This is a genomic window from Pedobacter gandavensis, assembly GCF_032678465.1.
Classification (GTDB): Bacteria; Bacteroidota; Bacteroidia; order Sphingobacteriales; family Sphingobacteriaceae; genus Pedobacter; species Pedobacter gandavensis_B.
In genome coordinates, this window is the sequence record NZ_JAVTSK010000004.1 from 272,583 (window position 1) to 296,202 (window position 23,620).

The 23,620-nt window shown below is 39.0% G+C and carries 20 protein-coding genes; 10 read left to right on the forward strand and 10 right to left on the reverse strand.

Translation table 11 applies throughout. The features are described from left to right. Positions 1-4: 4 nt before the first annotated feature. The 3 genes from R2Q94_RS09795 to R2Q94_RS09805 all read left to right on the forward strand — a co-directional run bounded on the left by R2Q94_RS09795 (position 5) and on the right by R2Q94_RS09805 (position 2,884). Positions 5-1,093, forward strand: a complete 1,089-nt coding sequence (locus tag R2Q94_RS09795) for a serine protease (RefSeq protein WP_316821273.1) — start codon at positions 5-7, stop codon at positions 1,091-1,093. Between the two features lie 154 nt (positions 1,094-1,247). Then, entirely contained in the window at positions 1,248-2,159 is a 912-nt protein-coding gene (locus R2Q94_RS09800) for a DUF72 domain-containing protein (RefSeq protein WP_316821274.1), read from the forward strand. Positions 2,160-2,248: 89 nt separating this feature from the next. Further along, positions 2,249-2,884 (forward strand): peroxiredoxin, encoded by a 636-nt coding sequence (locus R2Q94_RS09805; protein WP_316821275.1) that lies wholly within the window; start codon positions 2,249-2,251, stop codon positions 2,882-2,884. A gap of 134 nt (positions 2,885-3,018) precedes the next feature. Here the strand turns inward: R2Q94_RS09805 and R2Q94_RS09810 are convergent, their stop codons facing one another. The 6 genes from R2Q94_RS09810 to R2Q94_RS09835 form a co-directional block, all read right to left on the reverse strand. Beyond that, a complete protein-coding gene (locus R2Q94_RS09810) occupies positions 3,019-6,024 on the reverse strand; it encodes a DUF2723 domain-containing protein (protein ID WP_316821276.1) in 3,006 nt (1,001 codons plus the stop codon). Between the two features lie 116 nt (positions 6,025-6,140). After that, on the reverse strand, positions 6,141-7,322 hold the full coding sequence (locus R2Q94_RS09815; protein WP_316821277.1) for a hypothetical protein: 1,182 nt from the start codon (positions 7,320-7,322) through the stop codon (positions 6,141-6,143). A gap of 11 nt (positions 7,323-7,333) precedes the next feature. Further along, positions 7,334-8,611 (reverse strand): aspartate kinase, encoded by a 1,278-nt coding sequence (locus tag R2Q94_RS09820; RefSeq protein ID WP_316821278.1) that lies wholly within the window; start codon positions 8,609-8,611, stop codon positions 7,334-7,336. A gap of 2 nt (positions 8,612-8,613) precedes the next feature. Continuing rightward, the gene (locus R2Q94_RS09825; protein WP_316821279.1) at positions 8,614-9,432 is read right to left on the reverse strand and encodes a DUF3298 and DUF4163 domain-containing protein; all 819 of its coding nucleotides are present in this window, start codon (positions 9,430-9,432) and stop codon (positions 8,614-8,616) included. A gap of 92 nt (positions 9,433-9,524) precedes the next feature. After that, the gene (locus tag R2Q94_RS09830; protein WP_316821280.1) at positions 9,525-9,989 is read right to left on the reverse strand and encodes a GNAT family N-acetyltransferase; all 465 of its coding nucleotides are present in this window, start codon (positions 9,987-9,989) and stop codon (positions 9,525-9,527) included. Then, entirely contained in the window at positions 9,989-10,681 is a 693-nt protein-coding gene (locus tag R2Q94_RS09835; RefSeq protein ID WP_316821281.1) for a YggS family pyridoxal phosphate-dependent enzyme, read from the reverse strand. Before R2Q94_RS09835 ends, R2Q94_RS09830 begins: the two co-directional genes overlap by 1 nt. Positions 10,682-10,752: 71 nt before the next feature. Between R2Q94_RS09835 and R2Q94_RS09840 the strand changes: the two genes are divergently transcribed. Genes R2Q94_RS09840 through R2Q94_RS09860 form a run of 5 tightly spaced genes read left to right on the forward strand, consistent with a single transcriptional unit; the run spans position 10,753 to position 16,229 of the window. Then, entirely contained in the window at positions 10,753-11,271 is a 519-nt protein-coding gene (locus tag R2Q94_RS09840) for a DUF4296 domain-containing protein (protein ID WP_316821282.1), read from the forward strand. A gap of 10 nt (positions 11,272-11,281) precedes the next feature. After that, positions 11,282-13,654, forward strand: a complete 2,373-nt coding sequence (locus R2Q94_RS09845) for an endonuclease MutS2 (protein ID WP_316821283.1) — start codon at positions 11,282-11,284, stop codon at positions 13,652-13,654. Between the two features lie 47 nt (positions 13,655-13,701). Further along, a complete protein-coding gene (locus tag R2Q94_RS09850; RefSeq protein WP_316821284.1) occupies positions 13,702-14,802 on the forward strand; it encodes a PQQ-dependent sugar dehydrogenase in 1,101 nt (366 codons plus the stop codon). A 48-nt stretch (positions 14,803-14,850) separates the two neighbouring features. Further along, positions 14,851-15,552 carry a CoA transferase subunit A gene (locus R2Q94_RS09855; protein WP_316821285.1) on the forward strand — a complete coding sequence of 234 codons (702 nt, stop codon included), beginning with the start codon at positions 14,851-14,853 and terminating at the stop codon, positions 15,550-15,552. A gap of 17 nt (positions 15,553-15,569) precedes the next feature. Next, the gene (locus tag R2Q94_RS09860) at positions 15,570-16,229 is read left to right on the forward strand and encodes a CoA transferase subunit B (RefSeq protein WP_316821286.1); all 660 of its coding nucleotides are present in this window, start codon (positions 15,570-15,572) and stop codon (positions 16,227-16,229) included. A 34-nt stretch (positions 16,230-16,263) separates the two neighbouring features. Here R2Q94_RS09860 and R2Q94_RS09865 read toward each other — a convergent pair whose 3' ends face one another. Both R2Q94_RS09865 and R2Q94_RS09870 read right to left on the reverse strand, forming a co-directional pair. Next, positions 16,264-16,911: a uridine kinase gene (locus tag R2Q94_RS09865; RefSeq protein ID WP_316821287.1), complete on the reverse strand. Its 648-nt coding sequence runs from the start codon at positions 16,909-16,911 to the stop codon at positions 16,264-16,266. Next, positions 16,901-18,148 (reverse strand): LysM peptidoglycan-binding domain-containing protein, encoded by a 1,248-nt coding sequence (locus tag R2Q94_RS09870; RefSeq protein WP_316821288.1) that lies wholly within the window; start codon positions 18,146-18,148, stop codon positions 16,901-16,903. Before R2Q94_RS09870 ends, R2Q94_RS09865 begins: the two co-directional genes overlap by 11 nt. Positions 18,149-18,330: 182 nt before the next feature. Here R2Q94_RS09870 and R2Q94_RS09875 point away from each other — a divergent pair, with 182 nt between their 5' ends. Beyond that, the gene (locus R2Q94_RS09875) at positions 18,331-18,810 is read left to right on the forward strand and encodes a DNA starvation/stationary phase protection protein (RefSeq protein WP_316821289.1); all 480 of its coding nucleotides are present in this window, start codon (positions 18,331-18,333) and stop codon (positions 18,808-18,810) included. Positions 18,811-18,887: 77 nt separating this feature from the next. Here the strand turns inward: R2Q94_RS09875 and R2Q94_RS09880 are convergent, their stop codons facing one another. Further along, a complete protein-coding gene (locus R2Q94_RS09880) occupies positions 18,888-19,865 on the reverse strand; it encodes a helix-turn-helix domain-containing protein (RefSeq protein ID WP_316821290.1) in 978 nt (325 codons plus the stop codon). A 312-nt stretch (positions 19,866-20,177) separates the two neighbouring features. On the opposite strand from R2Q94_RS09880, the gene R2Q94_RS09885 reads away from it, so the two are divergent. After that, on the forward strand, positions 20,178-22,004 hold the full coding sequence (locus R2Q94_RS09885; protein WP_316821291.1) for a UbiD family decarboxylase: 1,827 nt from the start codon (positions 20,178-20,180) through the stop codon (positions 22,002-22,004). 102 nt (positions 22,005-22,106) lie between these two features. Here R2Q94_RS09885 and R2Q94_RS09890 read toward each other — a convergent pair whose 3' ends face one another. Next, positions 22,107-23,600 carry an OmpP1/FadL family transporter gene (locus R2Q94_RS09890; RefSeq protein WP_316821292.1) on the reverse strand — a complete coding sequence of 498 codons (1,494 nt, stop codon included), beginning with the start codon at positions 23,598-23,600 and terminating at the stop codon, positions 22,107-22,109. Between the last annotated feature and the right edge of the window lie 20 nt (positions 23,601-23,620).

Consider the following 23,620-nt stretch of genomic DNA (forward strand, 5'->3'; position numbering starts at 1 on the left):
TGATATGAGAAACGAGATTGAGTTAGAGGGTATAATTGAAGATTATTTAAATGGTAAGCTTTCTGAAGCAGAAAGAGTAGCTTTTGAGCAGCTTCGCAAGACTGATCCGGTAGTGGATCATAAGGTGGTTGCACATAAGGTTTTTCTGGACGCTATGGGGACTTATGCGAATCAACTGGACTTAAAAGCGAAAATGGATCGCGCACATGCTACAATGGATGTGGATGCCCTGACAGAAAACTTAAGACCACACCCTTCTTATATCGTAAATCTTTGGCGCAAAAACAAAGCAGCGATTGCCGTTGCTGCATCTTTTATTTTGTTAACGATTGTTACCGTTTATTCTATACAGCAAAACACCAAACAAATTGGTAATGTAGAGCTGGTGAGCAGGGAATTAACGAAAATTAAAAATTCTCAAAGTAGTCTGATTAGAATTATCAATTCAAAAAATACACCTAAAAATGTGAAACCGGCCAATTTTGGAGGTACCGGTTTTGCCTTAACAGCGAATGGTTATTTATTGACCAATCTGCATGTGGTAGACGGTGCAGACTCTGTATATGTGCAGGACAATAAAGGTGAATCTTATAAAGCTAAGGTTGTGAGGACGGATTCTCAATATGACCTCGCTATTCTTAAAATTACAGATGCTTCATTTAATGGCCTTTCCAGCCTTCCTTACCGATTGAAACAAAGCGGAATCGGAATGGGTGACGTAGTATATACTCTGGGCTTCCCTAAAGATGATGCCGTATTTGGAGAAGGTTATGTAAGTTCAAAAACCGGTTATAATGGAGATACTACACAATATCAGGTTGCTATTCCTGTAAATCCAGGAAATAGTGGTGGTCCTTTATTAGACCACCAGGGCAATATTATTGGCGTCATCTCTGCGAAAGAAAAACAAGTTGATGGGGCTACATTTGCCATTAAGTCGAAATATATTCAAGAGGCTTTAAATTCTATTCCTAATGATTCTTTAGGTAAAAAAGTAGCCTTCAACAAAAGAAATTCTTTGCAAGGACTGAGTAGAAATAAACAGGTGCAAAAAATACAAGATTATGTATTCATGATCAAAGTATACAAATAAGAGTTTTCATTATAATCCTTTGAGGACCCTATGGCTGATTTTGCTGTAGGGTCTTCTTTTTTTACCTGGTTTTTTCAGACTTCTTATTTAAAATTTCCTAGTTTTATAATTGGACTGAGGAGGTGATCAGTGGATTAAACTTAATTGGAAAGCTATGGATTTTGGAAAGGTTGCAGCGGAAGAAATTGGCAGGATAGATTTTAGCTTGCCTGCAGATGGACAGCAGACTGTCCATACATTAAGCGGGGGAAAGGCAAAAAATACGCCGGAATTTTATGTGGGCTGCGCTAAATGGGGCAGAAAAGAATGGGTCAACATGATTTACCCCGCTAAAACTAAAGAAGCCAACTTTTTGGATGAGTACGTTAAACATTTTAACGCTATTGAATTGAATGCAGTATTTTACAGTCTGCCGAAGCCAGAACAGATCCGTAAATGGAAAGAAAAAGCAATGTTAAATGCAAGGAATGGCTTTGTTTTCTGTCCGAAGTTTTCTCAGACCATCACTCATATGAAAAGGCTAAAAGGGGCAGAAGAGGCCACCGAAGTTTTCTTATCCGGGATCTCTGAATTCGGCGCATATCTGGGGCCTTGTTTTTTACAAATGGGCGATAATTTTGGGCCTAAAAACAAGGAGGTTTTGCAAAATTATCTGGAATACCTGCCGCAGGATTTAGCGGTATTTGTAGAGCTTAGAAATCCGGAATGGTTCACTATTGAAAGCAATCGTAAACCCTTATTCGAAATGTTGGCCAGGCTGAATAAAGGCGCTGCAATTACTGACACAAGCGGTCGAAGAGATGTGCTCCATATGGAACTTACGGTGCCGGAGGTTTTTATCCGTTTTGTTGGGAATGGAGCGGCGTTTAAAGCTTCAGATGAAGCAAGGATCGATGAGTGGGTAAAACGTCTTAAAATCTGGCTGAACCAGGGATTGGAAAAAGTGTATTTCTTTCTGCATCAGCATGATGAGAAAGATACGCCAATTCTGGCAAACTATACCATTAAAGCGTTCAACAAACATTTGGGAAGTCAACTCCAGGAAATAAAATTTCTAGGGGGGTGAATTTGAGAAATTACAAAAGACCCACAATTAATTTAAAAAGTATACTAATTTTGTAGATATTATAATTTATACCCTAAAACCACAACATTATGAGTTTAAGAATAGGGGACGTAGCGCCCAATTTTAAAGCAGAAACTTCTATCGGTAACATTGATTTTTATGAATTCTTAGGAGACAGCTGGGGCGTTTTATTTTCTCATCCCGCAGATTATACTCCGGTATGTACAACTGAACTTGGCCGTACTGCTTCCTTAAAAAGGGAATTTGAAAAAAGAAATGTAAAAGTACTTGCCCTAAGTGTTGATTCGGCAGAATCGCACAAAGGTTGGATCAGGGACATCAATGAGACACAAGATACTACTGTAGAGTTTCCAATCATTGCAGATGAAGACAAGAAGGTCGCAGATCTTTATGATATGATCCATCCAAATGCTTCAGAAACATTAACTGTACGCTCTTTGTTTATTATCTCACCAGATAAAAAAGTGAAATTGATGTTGACTTACCCTGCTTCTACGGGAAGGAATTTTGATGAAGTGTTGAGAGTAATCGATTCCTTGCAATTAACTGCAAATTATAGTGTGGCTACACCAGCAGATTGGAAAGATGGGGATGATGTAGTGGTGATGAATAGTATAAAAACCGAGGATATTCCGGCTAAGTTCCCAAAAGGTCATAAAGTGATTAAACCTTATCTAAGAATGACGCCACAACCAAATAAATAATAGTTTATTTATTGCTGATGAGGTGATATAAATGAAATGGCCCCAGGATATTGGGGCCATTTTATTTTGTAATCTATTGGTTGTTATAGAGTTTCAATGCAGGAGGTCCTGAGTTTAGTTTACAGACCTCTGTTTTAACCTATGGACTTAGTAAAGATACTTTCGTAATTTTGATATCGGGCTTTAATTTCTTTACTCAGCTCCACCTGCTGATTGGCCTGACTCAACTCCTCCAATCCATTTAATATAGACAGACCAACCTGTATTTCTCTTAAGCGTCTTATTTGATATTCAGGCTCCAATGAAGTAATGTATTGCAATTCAAGATTTAAAAAGGAGAACGTTTCTTTTACCATTAGTTTGGCTTGATCCAGGTCTTTTAATTCGTAAAACAATTGGATGCTATTGTACCTGTTTATGGTATCCTGAATAGAGTAGCTTTTTGTAGGGAGTTCGTTTATACTTTTTTTCATGACCGCCAAAGCCTGTGTTTTTTTACCTTCCATTATCAGGTTTGTTGCCAGGTTATTGTGGAAGGTCCAGGTCGTTTCTCCCACGCCTCTGCTTTCAGTATCCAGGTATTTTGCAGATTTGAAACCAGAATAATCCATTTTATGCATCACATTGTTGTACATTACCGCTGTATTGGTGACCTCTGATTGATGGCGTTTATCTTTAGGATCTCTTTTTAGAGGCAATAAACGATAGGCATAACCTTCTAAATACAGGTATTTTTCTAAGCCGATATAAGTATCAGAAGAAACTGAGGTGGCGAAATATATTGGTCTTTCCCAATTGTTGTGCACCAGGATATCGTACATGGCCAGGTCTCCTTTACCAATGTAATTTTTATCTACCTTCCATTCCATCTGCTCTGCAACCAGATCTTTGTCTGCTGCAGGAATGGTATTGGTTTTAACGAGTTGATCCGGATTGATGCTCATTTTTAGTTTTCTGGTAGGTAGGAAGTTCTCAAATGAACCGTCATTCATCTGTATTTTATCGGCCTTCTCGTCCGAAGTGAGTACCGTTAGTAAATCTTTTAATTCTACACTATCCGCAATTCCGTAGTCCACAAAAGGAATATAATCCCGAACCCCTTGCTCATATTTTTCTGAAGCCATGGTGATGGGCAGTGCTGCAGATTTATTCTGTTGCTTTTTTAATTGATTGATAAAATCTCCATCGCTTAAGAATTGGATGCAGATCACTCTCACATCTGTTCTAATGCCCTCTACTTCCTGGGCATACCATAATGGGTAGGTATCGTTATCCGCATTGGTAAATAGAATCGCATTTGGCGCACAGGAGTTCAGGTAATTTACGGCCCAGTCCCTTGCAGTGGTTTTACCGGAACGGTTATGATCATCCCAACCTTGTACTGCCATGAGGGTTGGTGCAAACAGTAATCCGATCAGACCGGCAAAGACCAGGCTCATTTTTGCCGGAGCAAAACGGGAGAGTATTTCTTTAATGGCCAATACCCCAAAGCCTATAAAGATGCAAAAGGCATAAAATGAACCTACATAGGCGTAGTCACGTTCCCTGACTTGCAAAGGGTCTTGGTTTAAATATAATACAATGGCCAGTCCGGTGAAGAAGAATAAGGTGGCAATTACTATTGTTGCTGATTTATTTTTTCGGTACAGAAAAATCAGCCCTGCCATACCCAGGACAAAAGGTAAGCCATATAAGACATTATGCCCTTTGTTCTCTTTAATGGAAGGAGGAAGATCCTTTTGCGACCCCAGTCTGAAGGCATCTAAGGGCTTTATGCCAGTAAGCCAGTTCCCCTGTTCCAGATTCCCCTGTCCCTGGATGTCGCTCTGACGACCAACAAAGTTCCATAGGAAATAGCGCATATACATGAAACCTATTTGATAAGAGCTGAAAAAGCTGAGGTTATCCACCATAGTTGGGGTCTGATCTTTTTCTAAACCCGTCCATTGTTGATAAAAAGCATCATGACCAGGTTTGGTGCTATACATTCTGGGAAACAGTATGTTTTTATCATAATCGACTTTAAATGATTTTCCAGATTCTTCATATTTTGTTTTGCCCTTTCGGTATTCCGTTCCAGTTTCTTTAAAATCGGTTTGTTTCGCGTCAAATGTTCTTCCATAGAGCAGTGGGGTCTCCCCATAATTGGTGCGGCCAAGGTAACTGTACAATGAAAATGGCTGGTCTGGATTGGATAGGTTGATGCTTGGTTTGGCATTTGCCCGGATTAAAATCACAAAATAGGAGCTAAAGCCAAAAATCAGGAATGCAAAACAAAGTAAACTAAGATTCAACTTATATTTACGATGTTGAATAGAGTAGTAAATGGCGTAGCTGATTGCGCCGATCAATAATAAAATAAAAACCATGGCACCAAAGCCAAAACTAAATCCTAGTGTGTTGACAAAGAAAAGATCGAATTTCGCAGCGAGTAGTACCAGGTATTGCACCACCACTACTTGCACAAAGCCAACAATGACACAGGCAATGGCAAAAGCTTTCAACATTCCGGTCCAGGTTGGTTCTTTTGTTTTTTTGAAATAATAAACAAGCACAATGGCTGGAATGGTGAGTAGACTCAAAAGATGTGCGCCAATTGATAGGCCTACCAGGAAAGAAATGAGCACGAGCCAACGGTTGTCTGTGTTTTTTTCCCATTTCAGAATAGACCAGAATACAATAGCTGTAAAAAGAGTGGATAGGGCATAAACCTCTGATTCTACTGCAGAAAACCAAAACGTATCGGAAAAGGTATAAGCCAATGCGCCTACAATACCTGCAGAAATAACACCCAGGGTTTCTAGCTTGGATTTCTCCTCCGGATATAACCTGGAGGCCATTGCAGTAATGGTCCAGTAGAGGAACATAATAGTAGCTCCACTAAATAACACAGAACTGAAATTGATCCAATAGGCGATCTTAGTGGTGTCGCCAAGGGCGAGCAGGGAAAATAATTTGCCAATCATCAGGAATAATGGCGCACCGGGTTGATGTCCAACCTGGATTTTATGACTGGCAGCAATGAACTCACCACAATCCCAGAAGCTAACTGTAGGTTCCATTGTCAGCCAGTATACTAAAGTAGCAATTCCAAATAAGAGGAAGCCTACATAGTTATTGAGGCGGTAATAACTTTTCATGATTTAAGGTTTAGTTTTGGGTTAATCAAAAATAACCAAAACATTAAAGCATAGCCTTTTGGAAACGTTAAAGTATGTTAAAGAATGTTAAAATTTGCGGATAAGAAGGTATGGAATTAGTAATGTTGTTCTATACTGGCATCAATCACCAGATAGCCCTGCTTTTTGCTCTGCGTAAAAATTAAAAAGCGTTTCTGATCAGGTTTGATCTTATACTTTTTGACCAGCTGTTCAGCTTTGTCGCGGTAATTTCTGGCAATCACATTTCCCCTCAGGTCTTTTTCTTTTTTCAGATCAGCAGGAGCAAGGAGGCCATTGATCTTAAACCTTCTTCCAGGAAACTCCTTTAAAATTTCAGAAGAAGTATAGAGTTGAGTTTGGGAATGTAATTTTTGTAAATCATATCTGCTGGCAATCAAATTAAAGGCGCCGCCTTTTAGTAAGGCCGTATCGGGTTCATATAGGTATTGTTGTAGGTCTTCTTCTGGAATTTCAGCTTCATGATCCTCTTCTCCCTTGTAAAAACTAAAGATCTTTTGCTGCTCATTGAGGGTCGTACAAACGATTCTCACTTTGTCAGATGGCTCATTTTCCAGAATCCAGAGCAATTCCTTACATTCATTTTTAACACTGACCACATGGATTTCAGAGACTTTTTTCAGCTCTTTTAATCCGGCACTGAGGTCTAATAAAGGCGCAGTTTTGATGATAATGCGTTTTGATTTTGACAAGAGCAGGTCCAGGTGTCCGACCACATTTGGCGTGCAGTCTTTGAGCATAAATACTTTTCCTGCAATACTTCTTCTGGCTGGATCGATGTAAATATTGTCGAAATGAACAGGGTTTTCCTGCAAATAAGCAATGCCATCTAATGCCAGGAAGTCTATGTTCGACTGCTGGAGCACCTTTGCATTGTATGCCGCAATTTCAGAAAGTTCTGGATTGATTTCACAATGGCTGACTGATTGCAGTTTTCTCGCAAAAAACAGGCTGTCTACTCCAAAACCACCGGTCAGGTCGATCAGGGTCTGTCCTATGGTCAAGCCTGATTTATAGGCCGCCGTACTTTCTGAAGAACACTGTTCTATAGACAATAAAGCCGGATAATAAATCAGGTCCCGATGGTACCAGGTAGGTAATTTCTTTGCACTTTTCTGTTTTGCCGCAATCTGGTTGGCCAATTCTCTGGAACTGACCTCAGGAAAGGGACTCTTAGCCATAGCAATGGTAAATACATCCCCATTTAAATGTTGATGGATATATTCCTGTACTTCTCCGGCTAAAATATTTTTGTTCAATGGAATGGATGTTAAGCGTTAAGGCTACGGTCTTTCATTACAATCTGACAAGTGTGTCTGCTCTTCACTTCCAGCAAAATATTCTTGTTAACCGTTACACGATCGATGGTTTCCTGGTTGTAGTACCTGATGGTCACTAATTCCAGGCCAGTGTTGTATTTTACTTTGTAATGAACGGAAAGCTCCTCAATCAGTTTTTGTAATTTCTCCGGATCTTCATCAATGCTTACTGAAAAGCTAATGGCAGAGTTGAGCATCGTATTAATTTTCACCTTGTGCTCATGAAAAAGACTGAAAATATCACTTAGATTTTCTTCTATAATAAAGGAGAAATCTTTAGGGAAGATAGAAATCAGGACCTGGTGTACTTTGAAAATAAAGGAAGGAACCGGTAATTGGTTTTCTGCATTGGTGATGTCTGTCCCTTCTGCTTCCGGATGAAGGAAAGAGCGTACAAACAAAGGGATGTTCTTATTTTGGATCGGTTTAATGGTTTTTGGATGGATGACCGTTGCCCCATAATAAGCCAGTTCGATGGCATCATGATAGGACAGCTGAGGAATCCGCTCAGTTTCATCAAACCATTTTGGATCTGCATTTAACACACCTGGTACATCTTTCCAGATGGTTAAGGAATCTGCGTTCAGGCAGGAAGAGAAAATTGCTGCTGAATAATCCGAGCCTTCGCGACCTAAAGTGGTGGTGAAATTTTCACTGGTTCCGCCAATAAATCCTTGCGTTACGCCGATAAAATGATCCAGTACCGGCAACAATTCCTTTTGTACCTCAGCTTCTGTTTTTTCCCAGTTTACATTGCCTTCGCGGTAGTTGTTGTCTGTTTGAATGAAGTTACGGGCATCCAGCCATTTAGATTTTAAGCCTGTTTCATTTAGATATGCAGCAACGATTTTGGTGGAAATGACCTCTCCAATAGAGACAATCTGGTCATATATATAGTCCGGTGTGTCTGTGATCTCTTCTTCAATTAGCCAGTCGATTTCAACAAAGGTATTCGCCACATCATTGTAGATGGGGTGTTGTTGATTTCGGAAGAGCTCAGCTATAATTTCAAAATGATACGCTTTTACGGCATCAAAAATCTGATGCATCTGCGCTTCTTCTCCATGCAGGTAGGCTTTGCAGAGTTCTTCCAGTTTGTTGGTCATTTTGCCCATGGCAGAAATGACAATTAATAATTTTTGATTAGGGTAGCGGCTAACAATTTGCGTAAGGTTGATGACGCCAGCTGCATCTTTCACAGAGGCACCTCCAAATTTGAATACAAGCATAATTATTTTGTACGGGCTGTTAATGTATTTGGCCTGGCTATGTCTTTGATTTCGCTGAAAGGAATGGTCAATTCAGTGCTGCCATAAGCGTAGGCTTTAATTTCATATGGGTTGTAAAGGAATTTAAGACCTTCCTTTGTGATCGTAAAATTGCGGTTCAGACTGAATTTGTCATTTTCAAAGAAATAACTGTCTTTAAGGCTCGCAGTAGGACTGATTTTCTCATTTTTTCTAAAAATTTTCTCTGCAATGCTGGTGAGTTGAGGTATACTACCCTCCTTAATCAAGGATTCCAGTGTGATTTCCTGTAATGTTTGTGGATTTATGTTCCAATAAATCATGGCACTATTTGGGTGTGCACCACCGGAATAATTTACCAGACTGTGCTCGAGACCTAAATAATCCGGCTGATCCGTCAATACCTTTGTTTCGGCATCTAAAAACCAAGCCCCCATGGTTCCTTCGGTATCTCTGATTTCTTCGTAACCTTTCAGGAAATTAGCTGCCACCTGCTGATAGGTCTGGTCTTTTTTTTCATCGGGATTTACGATGGCATCAATCGTTTTTTGCTGTACCAATTGATTCAGCTTTTGATCAGAAAATACCGGATACACGATGCGGACATAAGCGGTATCCGTAGTTTTAACTTTAGGATTAGGCTTACTGAACACTTTAAGGCTGTCATACTTAAAAGTCAACTCTTTATCAGCATTCATTTCCTGATTAGCAAGCCCTGTAGTATCACCCTGTTCATTTGCTTTTTTTTCACTCTGACAAGCTGCAAAGCTTAAAGCCAGCAATAGTATTGCTAATTTTTTCATGTGCTGTTGTTTTTAAAAGATTAATGAGTTCAATTGGTTCCGATGTCAGTTTTTTATAAAGTGTTGTTATTAAAAACCTGTATCCTGAGTCGTTATTTCTGAATTTGTTCTTTTGAAAATGAAGCATTCAGCCAATCTGCTTCCAGATGAGCCTCATATTTCTTATAAAAGTTGATGGCCGGTTCATTCCAATCCAATACCTGCCAGTTCATGCCATTAAAGTTTCTGTCTTTGGCTTCTTTCATGACCCTTTCAAAAAGTAGCTTTCCAATTCCCTTTCCTCTATAGCTTTCTGTAACAATAAAGTCCTCCAGGTATAATCTGCATCCTTTCCAGGTCGAATATCTTGTGTAGTATAAGGCAAAGCCGATAATCAATTGATCATTTTCAACTACAAAAGCATTCCAGACAGGATTTGAACCGAAGCCTGCATCTTCAAATTCCGCTAAAGTAACTGTTACTTCTTCCGGTGCTTTTTCATATAAGGCAAGTTCATGAATCAATTCTAATAAACGTGGACAATCCTGTTGTGTGGCAACTCTGATATTTATATTCATTATGCTTCTTCTTTCCAGTGTTTAATTTTTCTTTTTCCAAAAATACTGCTGCCCACGCGAACCATAGTGCTTCCGGCTTCAATGGCTAGTTTATAATCTCCGGACATGCCCATAGAAAGTTCTTTAAAGCTGCTGTCTTTCCTGAAAAAACTTACTTTGATACCATCAAAAAGCACTTTTAGCTCCTGGAACTCGTCCATGGTTTGCTTTTCTTGTGCATTGTTGCTGGCAATGCCCATTAAGCCAACAATCCTGATGTTTTTCATTGCTGCAAATTCTTCTGAGCGCAGCAATTCAATCGCTTCATCATAACCTAAGCCGAACTTGGTATCTTCATCAGCAATATAAATCTGTAGTAAACAATCAATCACTCTTTTGTTTTTTGCTGCTTGTTTGTTGATCTCGATCAGCAATTTTAAACTGTCTACGGACTGAATCAGTTGGATAAAAGGAGCAATGTGTTTTACCTTATTCGTTTGTAAATGGCCAATCAGATGCCATTCAATATCCTGTGGAAGTTGCGCCTGTTTTTCAACGAGTTCCTGTACAATATTCTCACCAAACACCCTTTGTCCGGCATCATAAGCCTCTAAAACTGCGGATGCCTCCTGGTATTTTGAAACCGCGATTAACTTCACCGCTACTTCATCCAATTCGTTTTTATATTTTAATAAGTTATCTGCTATACTCATTTATCAGTATTTTTGGTAAAATTAAGAACCTTAGCGAACTTTGGCTAAGAAATAATGATGTTTTAAGCATAATGAGAAACTTTTTATATATACTGTCCCTATTTTTACTGATTTCGGCCTGTAAACCAGGAATTCCTAAAGACATCATCCAACCTGATCAAATGCCAGGTGTATTGAGCGACATTCATGTGGCAGACGCATATATCACTGCCATCCCACAAGTTGATTCTGCAAAGAAGGTGGCTGCTTCTTATTACATGGGGATTTATAAGAAGTATGGGATTGATTCTGCGATTCTTGCAAGAAGCATGGTCTATTACAATGATAATCCAAAGTTATTGGATGAAATATATACCCGTGTGGTTGACGATTTAACCAAACAGAAAGCCGTGATTACCAAATCGGATTCATTGGCAAATGAGAAAAGTAAAATAGAATTATTACGGAAGGTGAGTGCGGATTCCCTGAAAAGAAAATCGCCGGATTATAAAATCCGCTTCCTGCTGAAAGACACAACTGGTCTGACAGACACCACCAAAAAGGTGATGGAGTACATTCAGCCAAAGATGGTTTACAAAAACCAAAATTAGAATTATAAGTATGTTATATCCGGAGAATTGTTTAGAGCGTTTGGGTTTTAGTGAGGTCAGACAACTTATTCATAAACACTGTTTAAGTCCAATGGGACAACAGATGGTCGATAAAATGCAGGTCATGACTAAGTATGACCAGATCAATAAATTTTTGCGCCAGACCTATGAATTTAAAAGCATCCTGGAAAACCAGGAACCTTTACAGATCAGTAGCTTTTTTGATATTAAAGCATTAGCAGATAAAATTAAAGTAGAGGGAACTTACCTGGTAGAAGAAGAATTGTACCAGATGTATGTTTCGTTACAGACGGTATTTTCTGTGTTGCGCTTTTTTGAAGAAAGAAAAGAAATCTATCCTAATCTGGAAGCCTTACTGGAACACCTTCCCGTAGAGAAAAATATCCTCAAAAAGATTGAGACGGTGCTGGATCCGAAAGGTAAAATCAAGCCCAATGCTTCGAGTACCCTCCAGCAGATTATCGGCGACATTGCCAAGACAGAGCAGGATGTGAGAAAGCGGATGGATTCCATTTATAAAACTGCCATAGGTAACAACTGGGTAGCAGATGGGAGTTTAACGATCAGAGATGGGAGGATGTGTATTCCGATTCTAGCAGAGAATAAAAGAAAACTTAAGGGGTTCATTCATGATGAGTCTGCCAGTGGGCAAACCGTTTATTTGGAGCCGGAGGAGGTATTTACATTAAATAATAAGTTAAGAGATCTGGAATTTGATAAACGTAGAGAGATCATTAGGATTCTGATCGCGCTGACGACAGATTTAAGGCCCTATACGCCATTATTGTTATCATATCATGGATTTCTGACAAAATTGGATTTTGTTCGGGCTAAAGCTTTGTTTTCAATTGATATAGAGGCGGATATGCCGATCCTGGTAAAGGAGGCGAGAACGAAACTGAACAATGCCAGGCATCCACTGCTATATCTTTCTTTCAAGGAAGATAAAAAGACAGTGGTACCCTTAAATGTACACATCACAGATGACCTAAGAATTGTATTGGTTTCCGGACCAAATGCCGGGGGAAAGTCGGTATGTATGAAAACTGTAGGTTTATTACAGATCATGGTTCAATCGGGTTTATTGATTCCTGTTCATGAATCGAGTGAAGTTGGAATCTTCGAAAATATCTTTGCTGATATTGGCGATGACCAGTCTATTGAAAGTGATTTGAGTACTTACAGTGCGCATTTAACGAAAATGAGACATTTTGTAGCTCATGCTACGCCAAAAACATTGGTTTTGATTGATGAATTTGGTACAGGTACTGACCCGCAATTCGGTGGACCAATGGCTGAGGCAGTGTTGGAAGTCTTAAATAATAAGAAGGTAAGAGGGGTAATTACTACCCATTATTCCAATCTAAAGCTCTTCGCTGGAAATACTCCTGGTTTAGAAAATGCGTCGATGTTATTTGATAACGATCGTATGAAACCGATGTATGTATTGGAAATTGGTAAGCCAGGTAGTTCTTATGCTTTTGAAATCGCTCAAAATATCGGGCTTCAGAAAGAAGTATTGGAATTGGCGAGGAAGAAAACTGGCACCAATCAAAACCGTATTGACAGTTTACTGGTAGATTTAGAAAAAGAGAAAAAGCAGATTTATGATACGAAGGTACATTTGTCAAATCAGCAGAATAAAGTGAAAAACCTGGTTGCCGAAAATGAAAAGCTAAAACTGTTCCTTGATGAAAATAGAAAAATCCTGATCAAAGAAGCAAAACTGGAAGCACAGGCGATTATTAAAAATGCCAATAAACTTGTAGAAAATACAATTGCGGAGATTAAAGACAAACAAGCCGATAAAATCGTCACCAAAGAACTCCGTCAGAATCTGCAAAAAGTTCTCGTACAACATCAGGTAAAAGAAGAAAAAAAACCTGAAGTCGCGGTAGTTTTAAATACGCCAATTGAAGTTGGAGATTGGGTGCAGTTGAACAATAGTGAAACCACCGGACAGGTCTTAGAAATCAATAGAGATAATTTAGTAGTTGCTTTAGGTGATCTCCGCTCTGTTTTAAAGAAAAACAGGGTTTATAAGATTAGTAATAAGCAGGCTAAAAAGGCAATTCAGAACAATTCTTATACTGGTAGCATTTCTGAGGCCATCGGTAATTTTACTGCTGAGTTGGATTTACGCGGCATGCGGGGCGAAAATGCTTTGCACGAGGTCGAGAAATACCTCGACAAATCTATTATGCTGGGTTTTCCATTCATAAAAATTATTCATGGTAAGGGAGATGGAATTTTAAGAAAACTAATCCGCGAATACCTGAAAAAATATAGTCAGGTAAATCGTGTGGAAGATGAGCATGCCGACAGAGGTGGCGATGGAATTACCTATGTGTATTTCAACTAGTTAAACATATTCAGGACATTGCTTGTTATCAAACAAAGTAATGTCCTATGAAAACATTAATCATCAGTGCTTTAGCAATTCTGCTCTGCACTACTGCCTGTAAGAAAAACAAATCTGCTGCAATACAGGATCCCATACTTCCTGATGCTGCGCTAAAGACAAAAGTTCTTGCTGCTGGTTTAGCTTTTCCCTGGGAAATCATTTATGGGCCTGATCAGCAATTGTGGATGACGGAAAGGGGAGGGAAGATTAGTAGGGTCAATCCTCAAACTGGAACTGTGACCCTATTGCATCAGATTTCTGAAGTAGTTGCCAACGGAGAAGGTGGTTTACTTGGAATGGTGCTTGCTCCAAATTTTGCGACTAATCCATGGGTATATGTCGTGTATAATTACGGAACAGGAAATAACTACAAAGAGAAAGTAGTTCGGTTTACCTATGCGAATGGGGCTTTAAGCTCGCCATTATCTATTATAGATCAGATTCCTGCTTCTGGCATTCATAATGGTTCCCGATTGATGATCAGTGCTGATCAAAAGTTATTCATCAGCACAGGTGATGCGAGTAACGCGAACAATGCTCAGGATAAAAATTCTTTATCAGGAAAAATCCTCCGGCTGAATCTGGATGGGAGTATTCCGGGAGATAATCCCTTTGTGAATAGTCCGGTTTGGAGCTTTGGTCATCGAAATCCACAGGGACTAATTCAGGTAGGAGATAAGATTTATGCCGCGGAGCATGGTCCGAATAATGATGATGAAGTGAATTTGATTCTTAAAGGTCGGAATTATGGATGGCCAAATGTGGAAGGTTTTTGTAACCTCTCTTCAGAAAAGGCCTTTTGTACTTCGAACGATGTGGTAGAGCCAATGTTTGCCTGGACACCTACTATTGCTACTTCCAGCCTTAATTATTACAATTCAGATTACATTCCGCAATGGAAAAATTCACTGTTACTGCTCAGTTTGAAAGGATCTAAACTTACCCAGTTGAGTTTAAACTCTGAGGGCGACAAAATCACTACAGCTCAGGATTTTCTCCTAAATCAGTTTGGACGCCTAAGAGCCATTTGCCAATCTCCGGAGGGAAAGCTCTATATCACCACCAGTAATGGTAATGATGATAAAATTATAGAAATCGCCAAATAAATTGTTCGAACACATTTTATACTATAATTTAGTAGCAAAACCTTATATATGATCAACAAAGTAGTTTCGGGCGCTGATGAAGCCATCAGCGATATAGAGAATGGGGACACCCTGATGCTCGGCGGTTTTGGGCTCTGTGGGATTCCTGAGAATTGCATTACCGCATTGGTAAAAAAGGGTGTTAAAGATTTAACATGTATATCTAATAATGCTGGGGTAGATGATTTTGGTATCGGATTGATGCTTCAGAAACGCCAGGTAAAGAAAATGATCTCTTCATACGTAGGTGAGAACGCGGAATTTGAACGCCAATTGCTGAGTGGAGAGCTGGAAGTTGAATTGATTCCTCAGGGTACACTGGCTACCAGATGTATGGCGGCAGGCTATGGAATGCCTGCAATTTTCACCCCCGCGGGCGTAGGTACAGAAGTAGCTGAAGGAAAGGAAGTGCGCAACTTTAATGGTAAAGACTACTTGATGGAATATGCTTTCAATGCTGATTTTGCGATCGTAAAGGCATGGAAAGGTGATACTGCGGGTAACCTGATTTTTAGGTCGACCAGCAGAAACTTTAACCCGGTAATGGCTATGGCTGGAAAAGTCACCATTGCAGAAGTGGAAGAGCTCGTAGAAGCAGGAGCGCTTGATCCGGATCACATCCATACTCCTGGTGTTTTCGTGCACCGTATTTTTCAAGGTGCCAATTATGAAAAAAGAATTGAGCAACGAACAGTTAGAACAAAAAATTAATCCTGTAAATTATTAATATGTTGGATAAGGACGGAATTGCGAAACGTATCGCAAGAGAAATCAAAGACGGTTATTACGTGAATTTAGGGATTGGAATTCCTACACTGGTTGCCAATTATATTCCAGAAGGCATCAATGTGGTGCTCCAGTCGGAAAACGGCCTATTAGGAATGGGACCTTTTCCTTTTGAAGGTGAAGAGGATGCAGATTTGATCAATGCAGGTAAGCAAACGATTACCACCCTGCCTGGTTCTTCTATTTTTGATTCGGCGATGAGTTTTGGGATGATCAGAAGTCAGAAGATTGACCTTACTATTTTAGGTGCAATGGAAGTTTCAGAAAATGGAGACATTGCCAACTGGAAAATTCCTGGAAAAATGGTGAAAGGTATGGGAGGGGCAATGGACTTGGTGGCTTCCGCAAAGAACATTATCGTGGCCATGCAACATGTGAACAAAGCAGGAGAGAGTAAACTCTTACCAAAATGTACCTTACCTTTAACTGGTGTCAATTGCATCAAGAAAATTGTGACAGAGCTTGCGGTATTGGATGTTTTGCTTGGCGGCGGATTTAAATTGATAGAAAGGGCTCCAGGAGTGAGTGTGGATTACATCAGACAAGCTACCACAGGTAAGCTATTTGCAGATGATGATGTGCCGGAAATGATATTAAACTAAATAAAAGAGGGACGCTATAGCGTCCCTCTTTTATTTATTCTGCTTTATGTTTGCAGTATTTCACTTTTAAATCTGCAGATATCTCTTCTGTGATTTTAATGATGTCATCTGGAGTATTTAAATTATTGGTGACCAATTGATCACAAGTTTCTCTGTATGGCAACAGGTATTCTTTATATGCCGGAACCACATGGTTATGCCATTTATAAGTTACGTCATCTTCCGGATAACCTCTTTCCATACCATCGCGTTTAATGCGACGCGCTAAAGCTACTGATTCCTCAGCTTCAACAAAAATACGGTGGTCTAATAAGGCTGCAATTTCTTTGAAATGCAATATGAACAAACCTTCTACAATGATAATTGGCGCAGGATGAATTTCCAGAATTTTAGTAACAGCTAAAGGATTATTAAATTTGTATTCCTTTTTATAAATCACTTCTCCTTTAATCAATTTCTTGATGTCCAAAAGAAACTGCTGATCATCAATGGTTGATGGCAGATCAAAGTTATAAAGTTTGTTTTCTTCCTGACTCATTTCGCCCACAGGAATGTAATAGTCATCCTGGGAAACCAGGGTTACCTCATCGTTCTTAAAATGATGTAAGAAACAATTTAAAAAAAAGGTTTTACCGGAACCACTTCCCCCCGCAATACCAATGATAAATGGCTTATTGTTCATTATCTTGTCCACCGTACGTTAAATTACAAAAAAATCTTTTATCTATAGCACCTAACGCGTCCGCTACGGCTTTAGTCATTACAATGATTACATCTTTTGTAGATTCATTTTCGGTGAATTTACCAACTACCTTCGCAAAAGTAGACCTATTGCTCATTGGATTGGTAATTTTCATTACGGTTCCAATTGGTGCAGTACGATGTAATACCAACATTTTTGAGGGATCAAGATCCGGATCTGCAATCCAGGTTCCTGTTCCTTTTTCGTCCATTTGGTTTAGACCATATCTGCTCGCTGGCAACCTTAATGACGGATTTTTTATAGAATTCAAGGTATCTACTGGGTTTTCCTCCTGGCGACTAGCCGAGGGAACTGGTTTTTGTGGATACTGACCTTTGATTAATAATTTTTGACCTACTCTTAATGCATAGCCATTCAGGTTATTTTTTGCTTTTACCTGATCCATTGTGAGCTTATAACGAGTGGCAATGGAATACAGTGTTTCGTTAGAAGCTACAGTATGTTCAATAAAGTCTTCTGAAGTATCAGCTGTTGGATTTTGATTTGCTGCAGCTGATTGCTGTTGTTTTTTCGGGAAGATAGGAACCAGAACTTCTTCTTTTTTCTTCGTATCTATTGGGTTTTTAGTTTCTGTGGCAACCGGTTGTGTAGTCCCAACTCCTGATTTTGCAGGTACAGTTCCAGAGAGGTTAGTTTCTGCTTCATTCTCCACTACAACTTCGTTTGCAGGAACTTTTAACACCTGACCGATAGAAAGGTTAATGGTTCTGAGGTTATTGATCCTTTTAATCTCATTAACTGTAGTGTTATATTTCTTTGCCAGCATACCCAGATTTTCTTTCTTTTGAACTGTATGTTCAATTAAAATACCATCAGGATCTGTATTTTCATTCTTTTTAGGAATTCCTGTTCTATTACTAGCCGTTACTGGTGTTCTATCTGGTGCTGGACTAGTAAATGGAAGGTTAGTTGGTACTTTAATGATGACACCAATTTGAAGGAACTTATTGTCGTTGAAAGTCATGATTTCCTTCGGAGTCACATTGTATCGTCTTCCAATGGCATAATAGGTATCTTTTGCAGCTACTTCGTGGACAATTAACTTTTTCCCATTGTGGTTTTCTACTCCTATAGAATCCCTTGTATTGGTATTGGCATTGGCAGTGGGTAATTTTAAAAGCACTGCAAATAACGATACTATATAATATTTATACATTAATGTCTCTGTTAAATTTAATAAACAATTATACGAATAATAAAAGAAAGCGGGAATTTTGATATTTAACGTTCATTCCAATGGGGTATTGCCCCTTAAAATAACATTTTTCAAAACCATTTAATTTTCGTGTTGTTGTATAGGCACTCCTATGATCGGACAAAAATAAAACAATATATACTATGGACGCAAAAGAAATTAGTTTAAATGAGAAAGAAGTGAGACCTGTAGTGGACATGCTGAACGACTATCTGGCTAATTATCACATACATTACCAGAAATTGAGAGGTTGTCACTGGAATGTAAAAGGTCAGAATTTCTTCACTTTACATATCAAGTTTGAAGAACTTTATACCAATGCACAGTTAACAATAGATGAAATTGCAGAGCGTGTCCTGACTTTAGGAAAGCCGCCGCATAGTCGATTTGCAGATTACATTAAAGAGTCATCCATCAAGGAAGTGAATACCATAGGAATGAAAGATATGGATATGGTAGAAGAGATTTTAGCAGATATGGCTCATCTAATTCAGATAGAACGCGATTTATTAGATGCTACTGATAAGGCTGGGGATGATGGATCAAATGATATGGTCAACAGATTTATGCAGTTTAAGGAGAAAAATACCTGGATGTTGCGATCATTTTGTGGTAAAAAATAAGTTTTAGTATTTCTAAAAATACCAAACCGCTTCCTAATATTTTAAGAAGCGGTTTTTTTGTGGGGTTTGCCCATACTTTAAAGTATCGTTTCATTCATTTTTTGAAGATAGTTTCTGGGTGTAATTCCGGTATGTTTTTTAAACTCGTAAAAGAAAGAACTGCGAGAAGAAAAACCGGCTTCACGTCCTAAGCCATCCAGGCTATATTGTTTACAATGGTCTTTATTCTGCATTTCATCTAAAACATAATTTACCCTATAGCTATTTATAAAATGACTAAAGTTTTGCTGAAAATATAGGTTCAGTAAATGAGATAAATTGTGGGAACTGAGGTTCAACATTTGGGCAAATTGGGCAAGCGAGAGTTTCTTCTGAAGATAGGGGCGATGTTCTTCCAGATAGAATACAATTTGCTCTTTAGACAATATCCTCTCATCTCCCTTCTTATTAGCAGTACTTACAATTTTCTTGAGGGTTGTGATCTTAATGTTGAGGTAGGAGGCAACTAGTTCTAATGGAATCCGGCTAGCATGGTGGGGGTAATTTTTTAAGAAGTCGGCATACTTATCTGAAGCATTACCAATCCTGAAAAACACCGATCTGTGGTGCGCTATCTTATAATAAAGCTCCATCACTTTTCTCATTACAATGTTCATTTCTGGAAAGTTAGCTGTTACCTTTTCCAGATCTTGTACGTGGAGGCCGAGTAATAAGGAATCTTCAGCTGCTTTTATGTCTTCCGTGGCTGGAACAATGCCATAAATCCCTTCTATGGCAGATACGAATTCTCCCTGAACACAGATGAAACTTGTAAGTACTTGTTTTCCTGAAGTGGCTTCACCAGTAAGGATACCCTCGATAATAAAATAAATAAAATAACTATAATCTCCTTTCCTCAATAAATATTCATTCTTCTTGACATGAATTTCATAACAAGTTTCCCCTAGTTGCTTTTTTGCGCCTGCTGGAAGTGGGAAGAAGTAGTCTAAACGTTCAAATACGGCATGTAAGTATTTTTGATCTGGTTTTATTTTGTGGTGGAGAGGGGTTGACATGAAGATATTTGTGGTTTGGGACTGCAAAATAGTTAAAAGTGTGTATAAGATTATAATATTGTACTCTTTAGTTGTAAAATTTTACTAATTCATAATGTCTGGCAGTTACTTTTGTCAAAAATGTAAATCAACTGACCCTGGCTGGTACCAGGATTCTATAAAAGGTATTAAAGAACATGGAACGCTCCCATTCGTAATTGCTTCGACTGCTACCCTTAGCAGCGGAGCTTTTATTTTTATATGACGTTTTTTTATTTTTTCGGAGGAATGCTTTTATGCCAAGCAACAATAGTTTAATACCTTTGGAAGGTAATGGGATATAAAAGTTTAGCAGAATGTGTGGCCGATTTAGAAAAACATGGCCATCTAATCAGGATTAAAGAAGAAGTTGACCCCTATCTAGAAATGGCGGCTATTCATTTGCGTGTTTACGAAAAACAGGGTCCAGCATTATACTTTGAGAAGGTAAAAGGAAGTCCTTTTCCTGCTGTTTCTAATTTGTTTGGTACGTTGGAGCGCGCGAAGTTTATGTTTAGGGATAGCCTTGATAAAGTGGAACAATTGGTTGGATTAAAGTTTGATCCGATGTCAGCTCTTAAAAATCCATTGAAACTTCCTGCAATAGGTCTTAGTGCCCTTACCGCATTGCCTTTAAAACAAACTTTTAAATCTACCTTCAGTAAAACAACAATTAGTGCTTTGCCACAGATCGTAAACTGGCCTATGGATGGCGGCCCTTTTATTACAATGCCACAGGTATATACGGAGGACGTAGATAAGCCGGGGATTATGAATGCAAATCTTGGAATGTACCGTATTCAGCTTGCTGGCAATGATTATGTACAGGATCAGGAAATTGGTCTGCATTATCAGATTCATAGAGGAATTGGAGTTCATCAATCGAAAGCCAATGCCAAAGGTCAACCATTAAAAGTGAGTGTTTTTGTAGGTGGTCCGCCTTCACATCCGCTAGCGGCAGTAATGCCTTTGCCGGAAGGTTTGTCGGAGATGACCTTCGCGGGTGCATTAGGGAACCGTAGGTTCAGGTATTTCTATGATGAAGAAGGCTTCTGTATTTCTGCTGATGCAGACTTTGTAATTACAGGAACCGTTTATCCTCAGGAAACGAAACCTGAAGGTCCTTTCGGGGATCATTTGGGTTATTACAGTTTAACACATCCTTTTCCATTAATGAAGGTGCACAATGTCTACCATCGTAAGGATGCGATATGGTCTTTTACGGTTGTGGGCAGACCTCCTCAGGAGGACACGAGTTTTGGTGCATTGATTCATGAAATTGCCGGATCGGCTTTGCCACGTGAGATTCACGGATTAAAAGAACTCAATGCGGTAGATGCTGCAGGTGTACATCCTTTGTTGTTTGCGATAGGAAGTGAACGTTACACCCCATTTCTAACGGAACGTAGACCCCAGGAGATCCTTACCATTTCCAATCATATTCTAGGTAAGAATCAATTGAGCCTGGCTAAATACCTGTTTATTGCAGCCAGGGAAGATGACGAATCTTTGGATACGCATGACCTTTCCCGGTTTATGCAGCATGTATTGTCGAGAATGGACTTTAAGACCGATTTACACTTCCATACCAATACCACTATTGATACACTGGATTACAGTGGCGATGGGTTGAATAGTGGTTCAAAAGTGGTTTTTGCTGCTGCAGGAGCTGAGCGAAGAAAATTATCAGCTGTAGTGCCAGTTGGGTTTGATTTACCTGAAGGTTTTAGTGGAGCACATATTGCTATTCCAGGCCTGCTTACCATTCAGGCCTCTACTTATTTGAGTCATGCCAATGCTCTTGAAGAAATTGAAGTATTAAACCAGAAATTGAAAGACGAGGATCTCGATGGGATTGCTATGATAGTTTTGTGTGATGATAGTGCTTTCACAGCTGCAACTATCAATAATCTGGTATGGATTACCTTTACCAGGAGTAATCCTGCTATGGATATTCATGGGATCAATTCATTTACTACAAATAAACATTGGGGATGTACTGGTCCTGTGGTCATCGATGCACGTATAAAACCGCATCATGCTCCGGAATTGATCAAAGATCCTAAGGTAGAACAAAACATAGAAAGGTTTGCAGGCCTCTTTAAAGCAAATGGTTTTTAATTGTTGAGATACATTTCTTCATTATCTATAAATAGAAAAAGGGAAGCTGATTTTAAATCAACTTCCCTTTTTTATGCGCCTAAACCAATAGCGTCTACAGGGTTAGAACCTTACACCAAAGGTTAAAAAGATATTATTTTTACCTGTTTTAATATTGGCAACGGGTTCAGATTGATCATTTAAAAAGTAGCTATCCAAATCAACATTATTTTCTACACGTTGGTAAGCAAGATCTAAATAGTAGTTATTGACACGGTAACCTAGACCACCAGTGTAAAATTTAGTAGCAAAATAAGAGTTGTTGTCATTTTTGATTGGAGTTCCATTGTTTCCATAACCTGCTCTTAAACTGAAGCTATTGTCTACCTTGAACTCTGCTCCAAATCTATAGTTAACGGCACTTTGGTAGTTGTCTCTAATGAAATCGTTAGCTGAATTCACCGCTCCCTGGTTGTTGTCCTGATCAAGGGAATATTTAATGGAGGTATAGTCAACATAGTCAACGTCTGCTGAAATTAACGCTCTGCCTCCGATTACGTAACTTGCACCCAGGGATCCTTTTCCTGGTGTACGCAATTGATAAGTAACACCTGAAATGCCTGGAGTATTTGTAAAGATACCTTCTTTATCCCCTGCAGAATATGTTGTTGATAAAGAATGGGCTTGAACATCATCAAAATACATCCAGCTCGGCGACTGATAAGTTGCACCTACGCGTAAATTTGCATCAGGTCTGTAAATGATACCTAAACGGGCATTGAACCCTGTCCCTTTAACATCTGAATTTACTCTGTAATCTGAAGTGTAGTTACTAGCTACACCAGTATTGTAACCTGTTTCTCTGAACATACGGTCACTTTCATACCTTGAAGTGATAAAGTTCAAACTGGCACCCACATACACCTTATTAGAGATGTTTAAAGCACCAGCTACATTCATCTCTGAGGTAGATCCTGTTCTAATTTCTGATTGACTTTGGCGGTACGGAGCCCTGGTTGCAGGTAAATAAGTATCATTAGCTGCATCATAGTTAATTAAATAGTTGTCATAAGCCATTTTTTCTATGCTGTAATTAGCCAGGGTAGTTGGATCTCCAGGAGTGAAAAAATTAGCCTCCTCTGCAAAATAATTATTAATGGAATTCTGATTGTTGGTTCCATTAAAGCTGAATTTGCCAGTGAAATCATTATTACGGCTATAACCTACACCAAAAACTGTACTGATCACACCTTTAGTAGGGTCCTGACCTTTTGGTTTGAAAGTAGGATTATAAAAAACAGCACCTACATTATTCAGGTTCAATCTGTTTTTAGAAGCGTTTGTTCTTTCTCCAAGAAAATCAGCTTTTCCTTTCATCATATTGAATTCAGGGGTGAAGCTAAATTCTGATTTGGTGAACAAGCCAAGTCCTGCAGGGTTACCACCTAATGAACTCATGTCGCCACCAACACCAATTTGTGCGCCACCCATACTTTTAAATCGGCTGGTGCTACCATAATTAGTTTGAGAGAATCTCAAGGCATCAGGGCTATATTGAGCATATAAAGAACCTGTAGTGGCTACTATAGCCACTAAGGAGGATAGAATTTTTTTCATGTTTGTTTTCTGAATGATAA

What these genes read in the sequence shown, in the direction of transcription:
- R2Q94_RS09795 (WP_316821273.1), top strand. Translation starts at nt 5, where the DNA reads ATGAGAAACGAGATTGAGTTAGAGGGTATAATTGAAGATTATTTAAAT.
- R2Q94_RS09800 (WP_316821274.1), top strand. Translation starts at nt 1,248, where the DNA reads ATGGATTTTGGAAAGGTTGCAGCGGAAGAAATTGGCAGGATAGATTTT.
- R2Q94_RS09805 (WP_316821275.1), top strand. Translation starts at nt 2,249, where the DNA reads ATGAGTTTAAGAATAGGGGACGTAGCGCCCAATTTTAAAGCAGAAACT.
- R2Q94_RS09810 (WP_316821276.1), bottom strand. Translation starts at nt 6,024, where the DNA reads ATGAAAAGTTATTACCGCCTCAATAACTATGTAGGCTTCCTCTTATTT.
- R2Q94_RS09820 (WP_316821278.1), bottom strand. Translation starts at nt 8,611, where the DNA reads ATGCTTGTATTCAAATTTGGAGGTGCCTCTGTGAAAGATGCAGCTGGC.
- R2Q94_RS09825 (WP_316821279.1), bottom strand. Translation starts at nt 9,432, where the DNA reads ATGAAAAAATTAGCAATACTATTGCTGGCTTTAAGCTTTGCAGCTTGT.
- R2Q94_RS09830 (WP_316821280.1), bottom strand. Translation starts at nt 9,989, where the DNA reads ATGAATATAAATATCAGAGTTGCCACACAACAGGATTGTCCACGTTTA.
- R2Q94_RS09835 (WP_316821281.1), bottom strand. Translation starts at nt 10,681, where the DNA reads ATGAGTATAGCAGATAACTTATTAAAATATAAAAACGAATTGGATGAA.
- R2Q94_RS09840 (WP_316821282.1), top strand. Translation starts at nt 10,753, where the DNA reads ATGAGAAACTTTTTATATATACTGTCCCTATTTTTACTGATTTCGGCC.
- R2Q94_RS09845 (WP_316821283.1), top strand. Translation starts at nt 11,282, where the DNA reads ATGTTATATCCGGAGAATTGTTTAGAGCGTTTGGGTTTTAGTGAGGTC.
- R2Q94_RS09850 (WP_316821284.1), top strand. Translation starts at nt 13,702, where the DNA reads ATGAAAACATTAATCATCAGTGCTTTAGCAATTCTGCTCTGCACTACT.
- R2Q94_RS09855 (WP_316821285.1), top strand. Translation starts at nt 14,851, where the DNA reads ATGATCAACAAAGTAGTTTCGGGCGCTGATGAAGCCATCAGCGATATA.
- R2Q94_RS09860 (WP_316821286.1), top strand. Translation starts at nt 15,570, where the DNA reads ATGTTGGATAAGGACGGAATTGCGAAACGTATCGCAAGAGAAATCAAA.
- R2Q94_RS09865 (WP_316821287.1), bottom strand. Translation starts at nt 16,911, where the DNA reads ATGAACAATAAGCCATTTATCATTGGTATTGCGGGGGGAAGTGGTTCC.
- R2Q94_RS09870 (WP_316821288.1), bottom strand. Translation starts at nt 18,148, where the DNA reads ATGTATAAATATTATATAGTATCGTTATTTGCAGTGCTTTTAAAATTA.
- R2Q94_RS09875 (WP_316821289.1), top strand. Translation starts at nt 18,331, where the DNA reads ATGGACGCAAAAGAAATTAGTTTAAATGAGAAAGAAGTGAGACCTGTA.
- R2Q94_RS09880 (WP_316821290.1), bottom strand. Translation starts at nt 19,865, where the DNA reads ATGTCAACCCCTCTCCACCACAAAATAAAACCAGATCAAAAATACTTA.
- R2Q94_RS09885 (WP_316821291.1), top strand. Translation starts at nt 20,178, where the DNA reads ATGGGATATAAAAGTTTAGCAGAATGTGTGGCCGATTTAGAAAAACAT.
- R2Q94_RS09890 (WP_316821292.1), bottom strand. Translation starts at nt 23,600, where the DNA reads ATGAAAAAAATTCTATCCTCCTTAGTGGCTATAGTAGCCACTACAGGT.